We start from the raw sequence: 17,978 nt of genomic DNA, 5'->3' as shown, positions 1-17,978 counted from the left end.
TCCGAGAGTTCAGCCTTTGATGACAGTAATCTGCTGTCCGGCTGGATTAGTTATTTACGGACTGATACCGTGATTCTCTAATCAACGAATCGCACAAGCTCTATACGAGTAATTCCCAGGATTAGGTTTTTCCATTTTGAATTTTGAATTACTTATTATCCTTCCCTTTTGATGAATTTCTCCTAGCCTTTACAACAAAATGCTAAAGTTGAAAATGATTGGTGTGAAACACGCTTTAACTGGCTGTTACCATTACAAATCCCGAAAACAACCGAAAAATTTTGAGTGTAAAGGGTAGTAAATGGGGGTAGCTATGTTAAATATGAATCAACACTCCTAAGAGTGGAAACCAATTCAGTTATACTACCCGAACCACGTTGGCATGGGTTTTTGGAAAACTTGGTTTAGTACTCCTGAATCTATAGCGACAACTAGGACAAACCCCTTTGAAGAGCATACAGCGGCAGCTGCGGGCAACTCCAGTAGCATTAGCGAAGCTTCTTCAAAGGAGGCTCGAATCGTCTTTAGCACGGAACGAGACATTGACCTATATGAGCTAGAAGAACTCTGTGATGCAGTTGGTTGGTCGCGTCGTCCTCTAAGAAAAGTGAAAAAAGCTATTGAGCATAGTTTTCTCGTCGCCTCAATGTGGCAGGTGAGAGGAAACCAAAAGCGGCTCATTGGTTTTGCACGGGCTACCTCAGATCACGCGTTTAATGCCACAATTTGGGATGTGGTGGTTCACCCAGACTTTCAAAGTCAAGGACTGGGTAAGGCGCTGATGAAATACGTTCTCAAAAAACTTAGGAGTGAAGAAATTAGTAATGTCACTCTCTTTGCTGACCCACATGTTGTAGATTTCTACCGAACTATGGGGTTTATGGCTGATCCAGAAGGCATCAAAGGCATGTTCTGGTATCCTCATTAGCGCTCAATCCAAATAAAACCCGATTCGCACAAGAAAATCAGGGATACTAGTACAAATCTATTACTTTAATTTGGTTTGACAAGGTTTAGCCGACGAACAAACAAGTATATCTCTTGTAAAACTAAGTCGGCAGAAAAACCTTTATCAGTGTAAGGATGTAATCTAGCTCGTCTTTGTAGAAGATAAAAGATATTAGGCATAAGCCGTTTTATCTGATATAATTAAGTTAATGCCTTGTAAAAAGTGCGATCGCTTTGATGGGGAGTTAACAGCAAACCAAAAAAGTGGATATTTCTAACCGGGATGTAGCGCAGCTTGGTAGCGCGCCTGCTTTGGGAGCAGGATGCCGCAGGTTCAAATCCTGTCATCCCGATTTAATTAAGATAGTTAAAAGTTAAAGCAGATTAACTGATTTTTTTGCAGACACATGCAGTTTAATTGCGTGTTTTTACCGAGAATATCAATTAGATTGTTCTGCTGTTGAAGCCTAAGATACAAGTATTAGTCCTTAAGCAGTAAATTATTTCTGAAACTAAGCTTTGTATATATTTGAGAAGATATTAAAGCAATCCCAGATGGAACGATTGATTAAGCAATCGCGTCACCCAATATTATAAAAAGCCGATAGAATGGCATTTATCATCTCCAAGTCCGGAGAGATGGAGAGACTTTTCACTGTTTGAGAAGACATATAATAGGCATCTACGGCGTTTCGCGGTGAATAGCGGAGCTAATCCGAGAAAAACACAACGTTAACACAGCCAATTTCTGAAAACGATACTATAGCAACCCTAAATAGTTGGGGAACATTGGATTTTGACCGTTGATGTTTAACACCCAACCTCAACACGCACAATGAATTTTTCACAACTGAAATAGATTGCTATATAACTAAAGCTAGTTGGTGCTGTGGAAATCCAACCATTTGTTTAATTTAATTGGACTATTGATGCGAGGAGCAGTCATGAAATCATTTATTCGCTTGGGCGCAACATTGGGTATAGCTGGCAGTGTATTTTTAACTGGGCTTTCAGGAATCGGCAATCTACCAGGAATAGGAAATCTAGAGGCGATCGCATTGCCACAAGATCAGGTAGTTAAAAAGCTCCAAGAAGTACCTGTATTCACGCTTACCAATCCGAAAGGCGAATTCGTAGTTCTTTCCAGAAACAACGCATCCAAGCCGGTTTCACAGGTAGGATTTTTTATTAGCAAGCAAGATGCTCAAAAATTTCTTGACAATCGCCTGAAAAAAGAAAATCCCCAGTTAGCAAGCACCCTACAGGTTAGACCTTTGTCTCTGGCAGACTACTATAAAATAGTCCAAGAAAGCAAAAAGAAACCAGACTCAGTAATTTATACTTTAGTCCCGACGCAACAACAGGTAGCTTCGGCGACAAGTATGCTAAATCAAAATGGTAAAAAAGGGGAGCAATTCAATGGTATTCCCTTATTTGTACCCAAATTTAAGAAAGATAATAGCTATCTGACCATTCCCGTTGCCAAAGGCAACGAGCGGTACATCCCCTTCTTTTTTGAGAAAGAGCAAGCAGTGGCTCTGTTAGACGAATTCAAGAAAGCCGTGCCAAAGGAAGCAGAAAACACTGAAATTCAGGTAGTGGATTTGTACGGTGTTATGGAGGCTCTCAATAGCAGCAGCGATCCTAGCATCAATAAAATTGTTCTCTATCCATCACGGGAGTCGATCAATTTTATTCGCTCCCTTTCGCCGAATCAATCACCAGCCGCCAAGCCTGCTGCCCCCGCTCCGAAAAAATAACGGATATGCGTTCCAAGGTTGAGGTATGGGGGAGAAACATCTGATAGTTTCTGGTTTACAACTTTGGCAGTGGCGAAATGCAGCTCTTGAAGCAGCGATCGCCACTGATGTCCCACCAGGAGAGGTAGATTGGCTGCTCTTAGAAATTGCTGGCTTAGACCGCTTGGCACTGCGTTTGGAGTCTTTTAAAAACTGGCCGCAAGTTCAGCTGCAATTGCCTTTAGAAGAGTTAGACCAGTTGTGGCAAAGGCGATTAAATGACCGCTTGCCAGTGCAGTATATTGCGGGAGTTACACCTTGGCGTAACTTTGAAATCATGGTGTCAAGTGCAGTTTTGATTCCCCGACCAGAGACAGAGTGCTTAATTGATTTAGCGGAAGCATCTGCTAGCAGTGCTTCAGGACACTGGGCAGATTTGGGTACTGGGAGTGGAGCGATCGCACTGGGATTAGCAGATGTCTTGCCAAAAGCCACAATTCATGCAGTTGATTACAGTTTAGAAGCTCTGGCGATCGCACGAACCAACGCCAATAATTTTAGTTTTGCTGACCGGATTAAATTTTATCAAGGTTCTTGGTGGGAGCCACTGACATTCTTAAAAGGTCAGTTCAGTGGTATGGTGTCGAATCCCCCTTACATACCCACCAGCATTTTACCTAGTTTGCAACCAGAAGTAGTGAACCATGAACCGCATCTAGCTTTGGATGGTGGCGGTGATGGCTTAGATTGCATTCGCCATTTGATAGAAGTCTCCCCTAGTTATTTGCAACCGGGTGGCGTGTGGTTGATTGAGATGATGGCAGGACAGGCGGATGCAGTGCGAGAACTTTTGCAAAATCAAGGTAGCTATTGTAAGATTCAAATTCATGCTGATTTAGCTGGAATTGAACGCTTTGCCCTTGCTTATAAAAGTTAGGAAAAGGGCATGGGGCATGGGGCATAGCGCATAGAAAATAGGAAACCTGCCTCATGCCCAAACCCATAACAATGACACAAGTTTCTCTAACAAATTTAATAGCTGGCGCACGTGCTGGTTTTTTGGTGAGCTTTCCTACGGATACTGTTCCGGCACTTGCAACCGTACCAGAAAAAGCAGGATTAATTTTTGCGGCGAAGCAACGCAGTCAAGATAAACCTTTGATTTTGATGGCGGCTAGTGCTGAAGATTTGTGGCCGTATGTCAAAGGTAGTGAAGACGAATATAAAATTTGGCAAGAATTAGTAGATAAATATTGGCCGGGAGGGCTGACATTAGTTTTACCAGCGAGTGAACGTCTACCCAAAGTTATGAATCCCATTGACCCGACAACAATTGGTATTCGAGTCCCAAACAGTGCGATCGCTCAAACTATTTTGGCGCAAACAGGCCCTCTCGCCACCACTAGCGCCAATTTTTCTGGTCAGCCACCTTTGCAAACGATGGCAGAAATTGAGAATCAGTTTCCCAAAGTTCTGACTCTAGCAACAACAGAATATGAGGGTGAAATGACGGGAATAGGTGTACCTTCCACAGTTGCTAAATGGACAGGGATAAATTGGCAGATTTTGCGGCAGGGTGCGATCAAGTTATAGATTTCGAGTGATAACCAGATATAGATAGCTATAATGTTGTTTCGCTGATTTGCACAACAGATAAATCTGGAACTTTCGTTTGCGCTGTTGTGATCAATTAACAAGTTAATAATTGCCAGATTATGAATTGGAGCAACTGGATATATCTAGGAGCAGGAATTGCACTAGGTATGGTTTTCCGTCAGTTATTTGTGCGTTCATCTAATGTTTCATCTAGCTCATCCCCAGTAGCGCCATTAGCTCAACAGGATATGCCACCAATATCGCAACAGCTACAGCAAACGCAGCTGGCATACCTGATGGCAAGGGAAATGAGCCAGTTTAAAGCTGGTTTTTTAGCGCGGACTACTCATGAATTGCGATCGCCCCTCAATGGTCTGATTGGCTTGCAACAGTTAATTTTGTCCGATTTGTGTGAAGATCCAGCTGAGGAACGAGAATTTATTGCCCAAGCTCACGAGCGAACGCTGAAACTGCTGAAGCTGATGGATGAAATTCTCAACGTTGCGAGAACTGAACATGGTACTAATAAATTAGATATTCAGCCTAGACCTTTAGCCCAAATTTTGGAGGAGGTTCATAAATTAACCTATATGCTGGCGGCAAATCGCAATTTTCCCTTGCAATTGTTACCCGCCGACCCAGAAATTTATGTTTTGGCAGATAACCTCTGGCTCCGCCAAATATTGATCAGTTTAATAGACACTGCCATTACTCAGATGGAGGAAGGCAGCATCTGTATTTCCAGTAGCACCTTAACTACAAATAATGTTGTAAACATTTGGCTGGATGTACCAACCAATGCCATAGCCTGGAGCGAGCCGATTGATTTACTCAAATCTGAAGATCATCTGAGTCAGATTAACCAAGCAAACGCTGCTCTTTCCCCAGGAATGAGGCTATTAATCAATCAAACTCTGGTGGAAGTTATGGGAGGAAAGTTAGAAATTCTGCCCTTGACCATTGCAAAGGAAGCACCTCAACAGCTTACCAGACTACAAATCTCTATCCCCCTAGTGATTCCTGAAGCTGAACTTCTGTAGTAGTAACGAAAGCAGCGTTAGCTAGGTTGTGTAACACCATCGTAGTGGTAGTGTTGGCTTGAAAACCAATCTTTTCGTAGAAACCCTGCTGGTGAGTAGTCATCAGGTAAACGCGCTCAACCCACCTCATGCGGGGATGAGTCAAAACGGTTTCTACTAACTTGCTTCCCAACCCACTACTTTGATACTGTGGATGGATCACAACATCCCAAATTGTGGCGCGATATATGCCATCAGATGTTGCTCTAGCAAAGCCAATCAGGCGATCGCTATCCCAGACGCAAATCACTGGTTCACTATTGGCGATAGCTATACCTAAATCTTCAATACTCCGTCCCTTTGCCCAGAAAGCTGAAACGTTTAACAGTTCTTGCAGTTGGTAAAGGTCAATTTCAGACTTGTAATCGCTAAATTGAATCTGATGATCGTTCATGTATGGCACCACTTTTAGCAGTATATTTGCTGTTTCTAAGTCGTATTTTGCTAGAAATTGCTGAATACGTATATCTATATGCAACGATTTGAAGATTTAATCACAAATCCACTTCCACAGAGGATGAGTTGGCCCCTGTTGACGTATTCGAGAAACTTGTTTTTCTAAACGTTGTTTTTCTTGCTGTGGTAGTCCGAGTAAGATATTCCGACTTTGCCAAACTAAAACAGCAGCGGTCATCCCGATACAAAAGGCTAAACCAAAGGTAGACAGTGGATTGTAGAAAAGCCCATATCGCACCGCCACCCAGGTAAAATATTGCTGCCACAGAGAAATTTCTGCACGTAGACCCCACAAGGAAGCAGGGGCAACAGTGAGCCATAAACAGACTACAAACAGCCATCTACCATATATTGTCAACCTATGTAATCTTTCTACTTGTTGAGTAAAGGATGGGTCAGTTGTCATTTGTCATTTGTCCTTTGTCATTTGTCATTTGCTAAAGACTAATGCCCAATACCCAATACTCAATGATTAATTACCAGGAGATGTATCAATCGATTCATCAGTGACTACCACACTTGTTTGACCGTTGCGCTCTCGCCACAAAGTTAGAAGAGTACTGGCGATAAAAATACTTGAATAAGCCCCGGCTGTAAAGCCAATAATTAAAGCTAAGGCAAAGTTTTTTAGAGTTTCTCCCCCAAACAGAAATATCGCAAACAAAGATAGCATCGTGGTTAAAGTCGTGTTGATAGACCTTGCTAGGGTTTGGTTCACAGCATCATCCACAATGTCAGCAATTGGTCGATCGGGATTTATTTGCAGCGTCTCACGAATGCGATCGTAAATCACCACCGTATCGTTGACTGAAAAACCTGTAATTGTCAGTAAAGCAACGATGAACAGACTATCTACTTCAGTACCCAGTACTAAACCCAAAATCGAAAAAATCCCTGCCGTAACCAAGACATCATGCAATAGTGCAACGATCGCAAACACTGCATAATCCAACTGAAACCGGAAACTCAAGTAGATTATGATGCCTGCAAAGGAAACTATTAGAGCTATTACCCCAGACCTAAATAGTTCTGCTCCCAGAGTAGGCCCAACGGTGTCAAGTTGGTTTTTTTGCTCGTCAAAAGTACCAACTTTTTCGCTTAAGGCATTTTGCAAATTGGTACGCTGTTCGCGATCCAAGTTTTTTGTGCGAATTAATATACCATTTTCTGCGCCAGTTCCTTTGTCAGCCACAATTTGGATGCTGCTATCGCCCAATCCTTGTTCTTTAGCTACTTCTCGAACAACATTAATATCAATTGGCTGGTCGCAGTTACCGGGTTTGCTACAATCCCGTTCAAACTGTAATCGTGTACCACCAACAAAATCCAAACTGGGACGTAGGGGTGCTTTGATAGTTGGGTTTTGCCAAGAAATCACCATTGAGATGAAACCGGCGAGGATAAAGGCACTAGAAATAGCCCACCAAAGCGATCGCGATTTGTTAATACTCAGTTTCATTAAGCCACCTCTGCCTTATTTGATGTTGGCAGGTTCGGAGAGAAAAGTTCTGGTTTTTTGAGTGCGGGAATTGTAATTGCTAAAAACATCAAGGTGCGACTACAGGTAACTGCCGTAAACATACTCACCATTACACCCAAAGCTAAAGTTAGGGCGAAGCCTTTTACCAAACCAGCCCCCAGCCAGAATAGTGCCGCACAGGCAATGACTGTAGTCACGTTGCCATCTAAAATACTGGAAAAGGCACGGTAAAAACCAGATTCTACAGAACGATAAAGGGATTTGCCTGCTTGTAATTCTTCCCGCGTCCTCTCAAAAATTAGCACATTTGCATCTACCGCCATCCCAATACTGAGGATGAATCCGGCAATTCCTGGTAGGGTCAGGGTGACACCCAATAAAGCAAAGGTAGCCCAGGTCAGCAATGCGTAAATCAATAGTGCTACATCGGCAATCAGTCCTGGTAGTCTATAGTACACCACCATAAATATTAATACTAAACTCAGACCACCGATACCAGCGTAGATACTGCTAGTGATGCTGTCTTTACCCAAGGTTGCTCCAACAGTGCGGATTTCTGCAATTTCTACTGGTACTGGCAATGCACCACCTCGTAGCTGCACACCTAAGTCATTGGCTTGTTGTGGGGTAAACCGTCCTGTAATCACCGCAGCGCCACCAGTAATACCAGTGGCGGCAAATTCTATACCTACAGTAGGAGCGCTGATCAGTTCATTGTCTAGAAAAACACCAATGCTCCGCCCAGTACCGGCGAGATTTTTCGTCAAATTGGCAAACAGTTCACCACCCTGTTGGTCGAAGCGAATGGCAACATTCCAGTTGTCGCCTTGAGTGGGTTCACCGTATGCATCCTTGAGGTATTTGCCAATTAGTGGTGGATTAGTGCTTTCAAACAATTCTGCGATCGCTTGATTGCTGTTCTGTAAATCTTCTTGATTCTTGACAATTGCTGCTTTGTCGGTACTTTTTCTTAACTCTTCTTGCTTAAATTTCAATTCGGCTCTAGATGCTTGGAAAGCAAGCAATTGGGTTTCTGTATTCGGCTTTTGGGTACGAAATTCTAACTGCGCTGTACCCCCTAGCACCCGTTCAGCTTGCTCTGGATCATTAACTCCTGGTAGTTGCACCAATATTTTATCTGTGCCGACTGTTTGGATCACAGGTTCAGAAACACCCAAACCATTAATCCGTCCTTCGACAACTTTCTTCACACCTTCCAATTCTCGTTCGGTGATTTGGGGAATATCCGCTGATGGTTTCACCTGAATTGTGAGCTGTGATCCTCCCCGCAAGTCCAGTCCAAGGGGTATCGGAATTGTGGCAATCACCGTAATAGCGGCGATTATCAGGACTAAAATCAAAATTAATAGCGATCGCTGTCTTTGCATACCATAACTCGCAACTGACAAAGGCTATAATAGCGCTCTTTTATGGAGTTATGAGCAAGTATTGGGTACTGGGGATCGGGCATTGGGGATTGGTCATTTTTTTTGTACCCAGTACCCAGTACCCAGTCCCCAATCCCTAGTCCCCAATCCCTAGACTCGCAACGCCACCATTTTTTCCACAGCTTCCACGATTTGCTCTGGTTGGATGATTGTTAGTCGTTCCAGATTACCGTTGTAAGGTGTGGGAATATCTTGGGAAGAAAGCCTTAGTACTGGCGCATCTAATTCATCGAATAAGCGATCGTTTATTGAGGCGATGACTTCTGCTCCAATACCCGCAGTTCGCATTGATTCTTCCACAACAATGACTTTATGGGTTTTTCTTATTGATGCACCAATGGTATCAAAATCTAATGGTTTGAGGGATATTAAATCGATAACTTCTGGATCGTATCCTTGTTTTTCAAGAGTTTTTACAGCTTGCAACACATGATGCCGCATTCGCGAATAAGTAATAATTGTGACATCTTTACCCTCACGCACAACTTCTGCTTTATCCAGAGGTAGCAAGTATTCTTCTTCTGGTAAATCTTCTTTCAAGTTGTAAAGTAAAACGTGTTCAAAGAACAACACTGGATTATCATCGCGGATAGCGGATTTTAGTAGTCCTTTAGCATTTCTTGGTGTAGAACAAGCAACAATCTTCAACCCTGGCACAGCTTGGAAGTAAGTTTCTAGTCGCTGAGAATGTTCTGCGCCTAGCTGTCGTCCCACACCGCCAGGGCCGCGAATTACCATCGGAATTTTAAAGTTACCGCCGGAAGTATAGCGTAGCATCCCAGCGTTGTTGGATATTTGGTTGAAGGCGAGCAATAAAAAGCCCATATTCATGCCTTCAATGATGGGACGTAACCCAGTCATTGCAGCTCCCACAGCCATCCCAGTAAAGCTATTTTCCGCAATGGGGGTGTCTAGAATGCGGAGTTCGCCATATTTTTGGTACAGGTCTTTGGTAACTTTATAGGAACCGCCATAGTGTCCTACATCTTCACCGAGAACGAATACGCTGGAATCACGCGCCATTTCTTCATCAATGGCTTCCCGTAAGGCGTTGAAGAAAAGTGTTTCTGCCATTTAGACCTTTTAGTACGATTATGGTTTTAGAATTTTATCGTGCTGCTGTCGCAAATAAGGTGAGCGATCGCACTAGTTAGAGATTGGGTTGTTTAAACGATCCTCTTCATTGGAGCAAGAATATAAGAAACGTGGAGCCAAATAAAACGCAAAACTTTAACTCCGTAACAGAGGCTGAATGGACAACTGATTCTCAGATATATAGGTGCTGTTGCGTTCCGTCAAGCTTAACGCATCAATACTTGAGAAAATTATGTTACGAAAATCACTAACGCACCCTACATTAGGAGTTGCAAATTAATAAATCCACATACCTAAGTTAGATTTTATAGGTTTTAGGACTTACGCATTGAAAATCGCATCCCTAAAATACCCGCCCAAAAGGTTTTTTACGATAACGCCGATAAATAAATCACTGTCCAAAGTAGCATAGGCGTAGCCCAACCTAGGCATCGCACCAACATCTAAGCATTCCGAAATGACGATCAAGGAGAATGCAAAATCCCCTGGTAAATCTCTGTACTGAGTATTCAACTCAGCAATACGCGAAAAATCTTGCGGCAATAATTGCTCACACTCATAAGACCTCTTGCAAAAAGCACTTTTGCAAGAGGTCTAAGGTTAGCCAACGTTCAACAATCAAGTGTCGGATCAATTCACTCTTTTCCGTTTGCTCATGAGCCAAGATGTCGGCAAATTCTTACTATTCAATCATTTGTCCTACTTTAACCATCGCGCCGCATCTTTGGCATGATAAGTCAAAATCAAGTCTGCACCAGCCCGTTTAAACCCAGTTAAAGTTTCCATAACCACGCGCTCCTCGTCAATCCAACCATTGAGAGCGGCAGCTTTCACCATCGAATACTCACCAGAAACATTGTAAGCCGCAACTGGTAAGTTACTCGCTTCCTTCACCCGCCAGATAATATCCATGTATGCCAAGGCTGGCTTAACCATGAGCATATCAGCACCTTCAGCAATATCCAATTCAATCTCTTTAATTGCTTCGCGGGCGTTACCTGGGTCCATTTGGTAAGTTCTTCTGTCCCCAAATTGTGGTGTCGAGTCTGCTGCATCTCTAAATGGGCCATAATAACCCGAAGCATACTTAGCAGCATAAGACAAAATCGGCGTGTCTTGAAATCCGGCTTCATCTAAACCCTGACGAATTGCTTGCACAAACCCATCCATCATCCCCGAAGGGGCGATGATATCGGCACCAGCTTTTGCTTGAGAAACTGCCGTTTTCTTCAACAATTCCAAAGTTGGGTCATTTAAAACTCGTCCTGTTAAATCACCAACTTGTAAATAACCACAATGACCGTGACTGGTGTACTCACATAAACAAGTATCAGCAATTACAATCAAATCTGGCACTGCTGCTTTTACCGCCGTCGCCGCTTTCTGGACGATACCGCAATCATGCCAAGCGCCAGTGGCATCCACATCTTTATCAGCCGGAATTCCAAATAAAATAATCGAAGGAATTCCTAAGTCATAAACTTCTTTTGCTTCTTCAACAATTTTATCTACCGAAAGTTGGTAGACTCCGGGCATGGATTTCACCTCGTTAGCGATTCCCTCACCTGGTACAGCAAATAATGGGTAGATTAAATCGTTTGTTGTTAAAACAGTTTCACGAACCATCCGGCGCAGTTGGGGATGAGTACGCAGACGACGGGGACGATGTGTAGGAAACATAAAATTTTATGAAGAAAAACAACGCAATTGGACACAAAACAAAGCGTCACAAAAGCAGGCTAAAATTTTCCTGCCGTCGGACAGACTACAAACAGTGCTTAACTGTCCTTTTGCCCTACTCTTAATCAAGTTGTGGGGCAATTTTGTATTCTACAGCTTGGTTGCACCTATCCGACGGACTGGGAAAAAAACGACATAATAAGCAATTCAAAATGATAAGACTGTCTGTTGGCAAAATTTTGGGGAATTGAGGGTTGAAATTTCAACGCCAAGTGGCGCAGAGGAAAACGCAGAGGCACGCAGAGAATTCGCTACGAATTAATTAAATTTTGTATTTGGTAGTAAATAACTGACAATGCCCAATGCTCAATGCTCAATGCCCCATGCCCCATTCCCAATGATAATTTGTGTTAAAAAACTCGGAAAATATAGGGATAACGGAAGGGTATATCAGGATTGCTGAAAACTCCGATGAGCGCCCAAATTGTTAATCCCCAGTGTAATAGATACCCAATACCCGCTAGTGGCCCCAACAATAATAGAGGTAACACTAACCAACCAAATAGAAAAAATAGCGCTCCTAGAATTCCTCCATACAGCCAGACATTAAAGTGGAAATTGATAGACTCTTTGGCGTTTTCTTTAACAACAGGATCATCAGATACGAGCAGTATGGCGATAGGTATACCTACAGATATAAAAGCCGTACTGAAAAAAATGGCTCCATGCGACAAGGCAGATAGAAGCTTTCGCTTGTCTGTGTCGTACATTCTTTTCTCCTATTTAGTCAGATTGTTGGTTATATTACGACCCTATCACGAGCATCGTTGTCTTAAGATTAAAAGACTTACAAGAGTCAAAAAATTAAGTTAGCTAACAAACAAATACATTTATGTCTACTGAACTTCAGTCTGAACTTATTCAAGCGGTTGAACTTCGCCGCAATTTTGCGATTATATCTCACCCTGATGCGGGTAAAACTACACTAACAGAAAAGCTACTTCTGTACGGAGGTGCAATTCACGAAGCTGGGGCGGTGAAGGCGCGACGGGCGCAGCGAAAGGCTACCTCTGACTGGATGGCGATGGAGCAACAACGTGGTATTTCCATCACCTCCACAGTGTTGCAATTTGAATACCGGAACTGTCAAATAAATTTATTAGATACGCCGGGACACCAAGATTTCAGTGAAGATACTTATCGCACCCTCGCCGCTGCCGATAATGCCGTGATGCTGATTGATGCGGCAAAAGGTTTGGAACCCCAAACCCGCAAATTGTTTGAAGTGTGTAAGTTGCGGGGTATCCCGATTTTTACATTTGTCAACAAGCTCGATCGCCCAGGTAGGGAACCTCTGGAATTGTTGGATGAAATTGAGCAAGAATTGGGATTACAAACCTATGCAGTCAACTGGCCGATTGGTATGGGCGATCGCTTTAAAGGTGTTTTTGACCGACACAAGCAACAAATACACCTCTTTGAGCGCAGTTTCCACGGTAGCCGCGAAGCCCGTGATACGATAGTCGAGTTAGGTGATCCGAGAATAGAAGAACAGCTAGAACAAGACCTCTACCACCAACTGAAAAACGATCTAGAACTGTTAGAAGGAGTTGGGCCAGAGCTAGATTTGCAGTTGATACACGAAGGCAAAATGACGCCTGTGTTCTTTGGTAGCGCCATGACTAACTTCGGGGTAGAGTTATTCCTCAAGTATTTCCTCGACTATGCCCTCAAACCCGGTTCTCATGTCAGCAGTGTTGGCGAAGTTCCCCCTACATACCCGGAATTTTCGGGGTTTGTCTTCAAACTGCAAGCGAATATGGACCCGAAGCATCGCGATCGCGTCGCATTTATCCGGGTCTGCACTGGTAAGTTTGAAAAAGATATGATGGTGAATCACGCCCGCATTGGTAAACTCATCCGTCTATCTCGCCCGCAAAAACTCTTTGCTCAAGAGCGGGAATCGATTGATGTGGCTTATCCTGGCGATGTGATCGGTTTGAATAATCCCGGTGTTTTTGCGATCGGGGATACAATTTACACGGGACAAAAGCTCGAATATGAGGGGATTCCGTATTTCTCGCCGGAACTGTTTGCGTCTATGAGGAATCCCAACCCCTCAAAATCTAAACAATTCCAAAAAGGCGTTGCGGAATTGCGAGAAGAAGGTGCTGTACAAATTATGTATTCAACTGATGAAGCCAAGCGCGATCCAATTTTGGCGGCGGTGGGTCAGTTGCAATTCGAGGTGGTGCAGTTTCGTTTACAAAACGAATATGGTGTAGAAACCATATTAGAGTTATTGCCCTACAGTGTCGCCCGTTGGGTTGAGGGTGGTTGGGAAGCATTAGAAAAAGTGGGCCGAATATTCAACACCACTACAGTTAAAGACAGTATGGGACGTCCAGTGTTACTATTCCGCAATGAATGGAATTGTCAACAATTATTGGGCGACCATCCAGAGTTAAAATTAAGCGCGATCGCTCCAGTATTTTCTAGTCAAAAACCAGTGGAAGAATAATTCACTACGAATTTTAGATTTTAGATTTTAAATTTTAGATTTTTTTGTTCATGTCTTGCCCCTAGTGGGTAGAACAAATCTAAAATCCTTAATTTAAAATCCTTGAGCCAAGTAACCTTGTGGTCAGGCTCAATCCAAAATCCAAAATCCAAAATCCAAAATTGGTTGACAAGCAAAACTTGAGCGCGGTTGAGTTCCACGGCATCCGAGGTTCGCGCTTTTGCACAAACGTGGATCACCTAGAAGAGATTGGAGTGCCAGAATTTGTATGCCTTCACATGCCAAATCGTCTTTGGAGGCTGGTTTAGTTGCCCTCAAGCAGGGAAATTACCAAACAGCGATCGCTCACTTAGAACCTATTGCTAGCAGCCAAAGCAATGGTACTGCTAGCTTACAAGCCCAAGTTGGTTTAGTGATGGCTTATGCTCGCACTGGCGAAGTGTCCAAAGCGATCGCTATATCCCAGAATCTCATTGAGAGTAACAATCCGCAAGTTCAAGAGTGGGCAACACGCGCTCTCGAACACCTGACAAAACGTAAAAAACGCGATCAAGAATCAAAAAATGTCGAAACTGGATTTGTTGCCTTTGATAATTCAACTCCAGATTCTGCCCCAGTTCCCCCCCCGGAAACTCCTACATTAGAGGAAAAACCAAAAGATCAAGTCACAGAAACCACAAGCGACGACACCCCGTCGATGGTGCCACTAGCTAGACTCAAAGCTACAGTAGCGTCACCATTACCACCACCAACAACTGCACCCCTAAATGGCTTCATGGGTTCTGTGACTCGCACCCAAGCTAAATTATTTGGTGTTATTTATTGGCGGCAAGCACAACGCGCTAGAGCATGGCAACCACTACGCAAACCGAAATTAATTCCTTTGCGGCTACTGTCAGCAGGGACATTCATCGCCCTGTTTTGGGTTATGCGAGAAATCCTCAAGTTAGCATTGGGATTCATCAACCAGACTTTAGTCAAACTACCTTATCTGGAGCCGCTGCAACTTTTATACCGCGATCCTACTAGATTGTTGCTAATAGTATTGGTGATTTTAATCGGAGTATCACCTTGGTTGCTGGATCTACTACTGGCGAAATTGTATGGTCAGCGAGAATTTCCTAAAGATGTATTAAATACCCATAGCCGGGAAGCCGTTCGGGTGCTACAACGTTGTTGCCAACAGCGACACTGGCCCATACCCAAACTGCGGATTTTACCAATGGCTGCACCAATTATCCTGACCTATGGTAGTTTACCACGTAATGCCAGGATTGTTGTGAGTCAAGGGCTATTAGAACAATTAGCAGATGATGAAATCGCCACTATTTACGCCACGCAATTAGGGCATATTGCTCACTGGGATTTTGCTGTGATGTCTTTGTTGCTGCTGGTGACACTACCAATTCATCAGCTATATCAGCAAGTGTCGCAGTGGGGAGACAAAATATCAGCGAAAATTTGGCGCTGGCCGGTGACAATTGTGGCTAGTCTAATTTATGGAGTTTGGTCTTTGCTGACTGGGACTGGATTGTGGTTATCGCGGTTGCGGCTTTATTATAGCGATCGCGTCGCATCTGAAATTACTGGTAATCCCAATGCCCTGATTCGCGCTTTACTTAAAATTGCTATTGGCATTGCAGCTGATATCCAAAAACAAGAACAGACCAGTTGGCAATTAGAAAGCTTAAATCTTTTGACACCAGTCAGCTACCAACAGAGCCTCGCTTTGGGCACTATTGCCAGCAATCTATCTTTTGAAGCCTTTTTGAAGTGGGATACTGCCAATCCCTATCGTGGATGGTTTACGATTAATAGTAGTCATCCTTTGATGGGCGATCGCATCGAACGGCTCTGCCAAATAGCCCGTCACTGGCATCTAGACACCGAGCTACATTTTGCTAGCGAACCATCAAAGGTGAAGCGTCAGTCTTTCTTATTACAAATCGCTCCCTGGTTGGGAATTCCTCTAGGGGTTTTGTTTGCAGCTTTAGTCTGGCTAACCTGGCAACTAGCATTCACACTAAAGTTTTTAAATCTAAAGTGGATATACGAAGATTGGTCTTTCATTACAGGCTGTCTTCTGATTGGCTTTAGCATCGGTACAGTGATGCGGATTAATTCTTTCTTCCCCGATATCAAACCTGAAACTGTGCAAACTGACGACTACTTACCCAATCTGTTATCTGACCCTTCTGCCTTACCAATTGATAGCGTCAGCGTGCGTCTTGTGGGCAAATTATTAGGTCGTCAAGGCACTAGCAACTCTCTAGCGCAAGATTTAATCCTCCAATCCAGCGCAGGTTTAGTGAAATTACACCACATTTCTTGGCTAGGACAGTCAGTTAATCATCAGGATCTAATTGGTAGGCAAATTATCGTCACAGGTTGGTTCCGCCGAGGAGCAACACCTTGGATTGATATCCAAACCCTGGAAACTCAAAGTGGCAAAACCATTCATAGCCCTCATCCCATTTGGTCTACTTTTTTAGCAGTTGCAGCACAGGCTTGGGGCGCATACGTTTTTCTTACTGGTTAGTCATTGGTCATTCGTCATTAGCAAAGGACAAAGGACAAATTGGAATGTAAACAAAAGTTGCAGGTTTTCTTTACAAGTGTTACATTTATTTACACAAACATTAGCAGCCAACATAACTCAGCACTACAGCTTAGTGATGAATTCGGATGCTTTTCCCCCACTCCATACCTTTTTATCCTCCCAACACAGCAGGAAATCAACCAGCCACCGGCTGGTTTTTGTTTCAAAATATGCTCCCTTGAATAAAAAATGTGTTTTATGTTACGATGCAGTAATACTAACGTCGGAAATGTATGCGCTAAACTAGCTACGTAGAAAATACCGTGGTAATGTAAGGAATGGTATTTGATTCTGCGAAAAAGAGCATGGAAGAAAGCGTGTACTTTTGCAGGCAATAGGCTATTAAATTTACAATTCTTAGAATTAAGGTGTTATTAGCTCACCATAGTGTGGGCCTTTGGATTAAACAAGCTTGATCCCGACGAAAAACTGTATTGTTGTATAAGTTGACAGTTTCGAGCAAAAAAATTGGTTAATGGCAGCCTTGGTTAATAGCATCTATTTATTAAAAGCCAAAGCCAAGCGATTGTTTTCTCGCCTTGCCATGTTCATTCAACTCTGGAGGTATAGTTCATGTCCGTTCGCCTATATATAGGTAATTTGCCTAAAGATGAAATAGATCGTCAAGATCTGCAAGCAGTTTTTGCAGCCGAAGGTGATGCTGTAACAACTAAATTAATTAAAGACCGCAAAACTGGCAAATGCCGTGGTTTCGGTTTTCTTACCGTCAACAATGACGAGCAAGCTGACGAAATCATTGAAAAGTATAATGGGCAGATGTTCAAAGACACTCCCATTAAGCTAGAGAAGGCATTACCTCGGACAAAGGGTGAAGAGGGCGACGAGCAAGCTCCTAAACCAGTTACTCTTGCTAGTACTAGTAATAGTACCCCGACTCCTAGCCCCAACAGAGAAGGTAGCCGTCGTGAGAAAAGCTCTAAGAAGCCTCGTCGTGGCGGCAGTGGCGGCGGTGGTTCTCGTGAAACCAGCACCACAACCACAGATTCAGACACTATTCGTCCAGATCCTCGTTGGGCTTCAGAATTAGAAAAGCTGAAGCAGATGCTAGCTGCACAAACTACGAATTAATCCTTAAGGGAGAGAAGTTAAAAATTAAAAATCAGAATTTTTTTTGATTTTTAATTTTTAATTGTTGATAATTATCTAGCTGCTTAGTTTAATGAACTTGCAGCTAATTTTGTAAGTACGTAGGTGCAGCCAGGCGTAGGCATCGAATTGTCGAATCGTGGAGAATTGAGGGTTGAAATTTAAACGCAGAGGAACGCAAAGGTAAGCGCAGAGGCATGCAGAAAATATGCTACAAAGTAAGAAAATTT

At 43.2% G+C, this 17,978-nt stretch carries 17 protein-coding genes and 1 tRNA gene; 9 read left to right on the top strand and 9 right to left on the bottom strand.

The features are described 5' to 3' along the window. Window positions 1–382: 382 nt before the first annotated feature. Window positions 383–928: a GNAT family N-acetyltransferase gene (locus tag RRG12_RS06105; protein ID WP_069070095.1), complete on the top strand. Its 546-nt coding sequence runs from the start codon at window positions 383–385 to the stop codon at window positions 926–928. A gap of 65 nt (window positions 929–993) precedes the next feature. Here RRG12_RS06105 and RRG12_RS06100 read toward each other — a convergent pair whose 3' ends face one another. Then, window positions 994–1,128 carry a hypothetical protein gene (locus RRG12_RS06100; RefSeq protein WP_420758687.1) on the bottom strand — a complete coding sequence of 45 codons (135 nt, stop codon included), beginning with the start codon at window positions 1,126–1,128 and terminating at the stop codon, window positions 994–996. 99 nt (window positions 1,129–1,227) lie between these two features. Between RRG12_RS06100 and RRG12_RS06095 the strand changes: the two genes are divergently transcribed. From RRG12_RS06095 to RRG12_RS06075, 5 genes are all read left to right on the top strand, one after another. Then, window positions 1,228–1,301: transfer RNA gene (locus tag RRG12_RS06095), tRNA-Pro, on the top strand. Window positions 1,302–1,892: 591 nt separating this feature from the next. Next, the gene (locus RRG12_RS06090) at window positions 1,893–2,708 is read left to right on the top strand and encodes a Tic22 family protein (RefSeq protein ID WP_420758686.1); all 816 of its coding nucleotides are present in this window, start codon (window positions 1,893–1,895) and stop codon (window positions 2,706–2,708) included. Window positions 2,709–2,733: 25 nt separating this feature from the next. Then, window positions 2,734–3,624 carry a peptide chain release factor N(5)-glutamine methyltransferase gene (prmC, locus tag RRG12_RS06085; protein WP_420758685.1) on the top strand — a complete coding sequence of 297 codons (891 nt, stop codon included), beginning with the start codon at window positions 2,734–2,736 and terminating at the stop codon, window positions 3,622–3,624. Window positions 3,625–3,695: 71 nt separating this feature from the next. Continuing rightward, window positions 3,696–4,280, top strand: a complete 585-nt coding sequence (locus tag RRG12_RS06080; RefSeq protein WP_420758749.1) for an L-threonylcarbamoyladenylate synthase — start codon at window positions 3,696–3,698, stop codon at window positions 4,278–4,280. A 122-nt stretch (window positions 4,281–4,402) separates the two neighbouring features. Further along, the gene (locus RRG12_RS06075) at window positions 4,403–5,323 is read left to right on the top strand and encodes a sensor histidine kinase (RefSeq protein WP_069070093.1); all 921 of its coding nucleotides are present in this window, start codon (window positions 4,403–4,405) and stop codon (window positions 5,321–5,323) included. On the opposite strand, the gene RRG12_RS06070 is transcribed toward RRG12_RS06075, so the two are convergent. The 8 genes from RRG12_RS06070 to RRG12_RS06035 all read right to left on the bottom strand — a co-directional run bounded on the left by RRG12_RS06070 (window position 5,286) and on the right by RRG12_RS06035 (window position 12,291). Continuing rightward, window positions 5,286–5,756 (bottom strand): GNAT family N-acetyltransferase, encoded by a 471-nt coding sequence (locus RRG12_RS06070; protein WP_069070092.1) that lies wholly within the window; start codon window positions 5,754–5,756, stop codon window positions 5,286–5,288. The genes RRG12_RS06075 and RRG12_RS06070 overlap by 38 nt on opposite strands. Window positions 5,757–5,852: 96 nt before the next feature. Next, window positions 5,853–6,224, bottom strand: coding sequence for a hypothetical protein (locus tag RRG12_RS06065; protein ID WP_069070091.1), 372 nt, complete (start codon window positions 6,222–6,224; stop codon window positions 5,853–5,855). A gap of 66 nt (window positions 6,225–6,290) precedes the next feature. After that, window positions 6,291–7,277 (bottom strand): protein translocase subunit SecF, encoded by a 987-nt coding sequence (gene secF, locus RRG12_RS06060; RefSeq protein WP_420758684.1) that lies wholly within the window; start codon window positions 7,275–7,277, stop codon window positions 6,291–6,293. After that, window positions 7,277–8,686, bottom strand: a complete 1,410-nt coding sequence (gene secD / locus RRG12_RS06055; RefSeq protein WP_069070089.1) for a protein translocase subunit SecD — start codon at window positions 8,684–8,686, stop codon at window positions 7,277–7,279. Before secD ends, secF begins: the two co-directional genes overlap by 1 nt. A gap of 150 nt (window positions 8,687–8,836) precedes the next feature. Continuing rightward, window positions 8,837–9,820 (bottom strand): alpha-ketoacid dehydrogenase subunit beta, encoded by a 984-nt coding sequence (locus tag RRG12_RS06050; protein ID WP_069070088.1) that lies wholly within the window; start codon window positions 9,818–9,820, stop codon window positions 8,837–8,839. A gap of 342 nt (window positions 9,821–10,162) precedes the next feature. After that, window positions 10,163–10,384 carry a hypothetical protein gene (locus tag RRG12_RS06045; protein ID WP_420758683.1) on the bottom strand — a complete coding sequence of 74 codons (222 nt, stop codon included), beginning with the start codon at window positions 10,382–10,384 and terminating at the stop codon, window positions 10,163–10,165. Between the two features lie 156 nt (window positions 10,385–10,540). Next, the gene (gene hemB / locus RRG12_RS06040; protein WP_069070087.1) at window positions 10,541–11,521 is read right to left on the bottom strand and encodes a porphobilinogen synthase; all 981 of its coding nucleotides are present in this window, start codon (window positions 11,519–11,521) and stop codon (window positions 10,541–10,543) included. A gap of 410 nt (window positions 11,522–11,931) precedes the next feature. Continuing rightward, a complete protein-coding gene (locus RRG12_RS06035) occupies window positions 11,932–12,291 on the bottom strand; it encodes a DUF4870 domain-containing protein (protein ID WP_069070086.1) in 360 nt (119 codons plus the stop codon). A gap of 122 nt (window positions 12,292–12,413) precedes the next feature. Between RRG12_RS06035 and prfC the strand changes: the two genes are divergently transcribed. From prfC to RRG12_RS06020, 3 genes are all read left to right on the top strand, one after another. Next, the gene (gene prfC / locus RRG12_RS06030; RefSeq protein ID WP_069070085.1) at window positions 12,414–14,042 is read left to right on the top strand and encodes a peptide chain release factor 3; all 1,629 of its coding nucleotides are present in this window, start codon (window positions 12,414–12,416) and stop codon (window positions 14,040–14,042) included. Between the two features lie 268 nt (window positions 14,043–14,310). Beyond that, window positions 14,311–16,581 (top strand): M48 family metalloprotease, encoded by a 2,271-nt coding sequence (locus RRG12_RS06025; RefSeq protein ID WP_420758682.1) that lies wholly within the window; start codon window positions 14,311–14,313, stop codon window positions 16,579–16,581. A gap of 633 nt (window positions 16,582–17,214) precedes the next feature. After that, on the top strand, window positions 17,215–17,730 hold the full coding sequence (locus RRG12_RS06020; RefSeq protein WP_420758681.1) for an RNA recognition motif domain-containing protein: 516 nt from the start codon (window positions 17,215–17,217) through the stop codon (window positions 17,728–17,730). Window positions 17,731–17,978 lie beyond the last annotated feature (248 nt).

Source organism: Nostoc sp. CALU 546 (genome assembly GCF_048836525.1).
This window is presented reverse-complemented; position numbering and strand designations above follow the sequence as displayed.

Bases quoted from the DNA above. Each gene is read 5' to 3' on its own strand.
- RRG12_RS06105 (WP_069070095.1), top strand. From the start codon at position 383: ATGGGTTTTTGGAAAACTTGGTTTAGTACTCCTGAATCTATAGCGACA.
- RRG12_RS06100 (WP_420758687.1), bottom strand. From the start codon at position 1,128: ATGCCTAATATCTTTTATCTTCTACAAAGACGAGCTAGATTACATCCT.
- prmC (WP_420758685.1), top strand. From the start codon at position 2,734: ATGGGGGAGAAACATCTGATAGTTTCTGGTTTACAACTTTGGCAGTGG.
- RRG12_RS06080 (WP_420758749.1), top strand. From the start codon at position 3,696: ATGACACAAGTTTCTCTAACAAATTTAATAGCTGGCGCACGTGCTGGT.
- RRG12_RS06050 (WP_069070088.1), bottom strand. From the start codon at position 9,820: ATGGCAGAAACACTTTTCTTCAACGCCTTACGGGAAGCCATTGATGAA.
- secF (WP_420758684.1), bottom strand. From the start codon at position 7,277: ATGAAACTGAGTATTAACAAATCGCGATCGCTTTGGTGGGCTATTTCT.
- RRG12_RS06035 (WP_069070086.1), bottom strand. From the start codon at position 12,291: ATGTACGACACAGACAAGCGAAAGCTTCTATCTGCCTTGTCGCATGGA.
- secD (WP_069070089.1), bottom strand. From the start codon at position 8,686: ATGCAAAGACAGCGATCGCTATTAATTTTGATTTTAGTCCTGATAATC.
- RRG12_RS06090 (WP_420758686.1), top strand. From the start codon at position 1,893: ATGAAATCATTTATTCGCTTGGGCGCAACATTGGGTATAGCTGGCAGT.
- hemB (WP_069070087.1), bottom strand. From the start codon at position 11,521: ATGTTTCCTACACATCGTCCCCGTCGTCTGCGTACTCATCCCCAACTG.
- RRG12_RS06025 (WP_420758682.1), top strand. From the start codon at position 14,311: ATGCCTTCACATGCCAAATCGTCTTTGGAGGCTGGTTTAGTTGCCCTC.
- prfC (WP_069070085.1), top strand. From the start codon at position 12,414: ATGTCTACTGAACTTCAGTCTGAACTTATTCAAGCGGTTGAACTTCGC.
- RRG12_RS06075 (WP_069070093.1), top strand. From the start codon at position 4,403: ATGAATTGGAGCAACTGGATATATCTAGGAGCAGGAATTGCACTAGGT.
- RRG12_RS06070 (WP_069070092.1), bottom strand. From the start codon at position 5,756: ATGAACGATCATCAGATTCAATTTAGCGATTACAAGTCTGAAATTGAC.
- RRG12_RS06020 (WP_420758681.1), top strand. From the start codon at position 17,215: ATGTCCGTTCGCCTATATATAGGTAATTTGCCTAAAGATGAAATAGAT.
- RRG12_RS06065 (WP_069070091.1), bottom strand. From the start codon at position 6,224: ATGACAACTGACCCATCCTTTACTCAACAAGTAGAAAGATTACATAGG.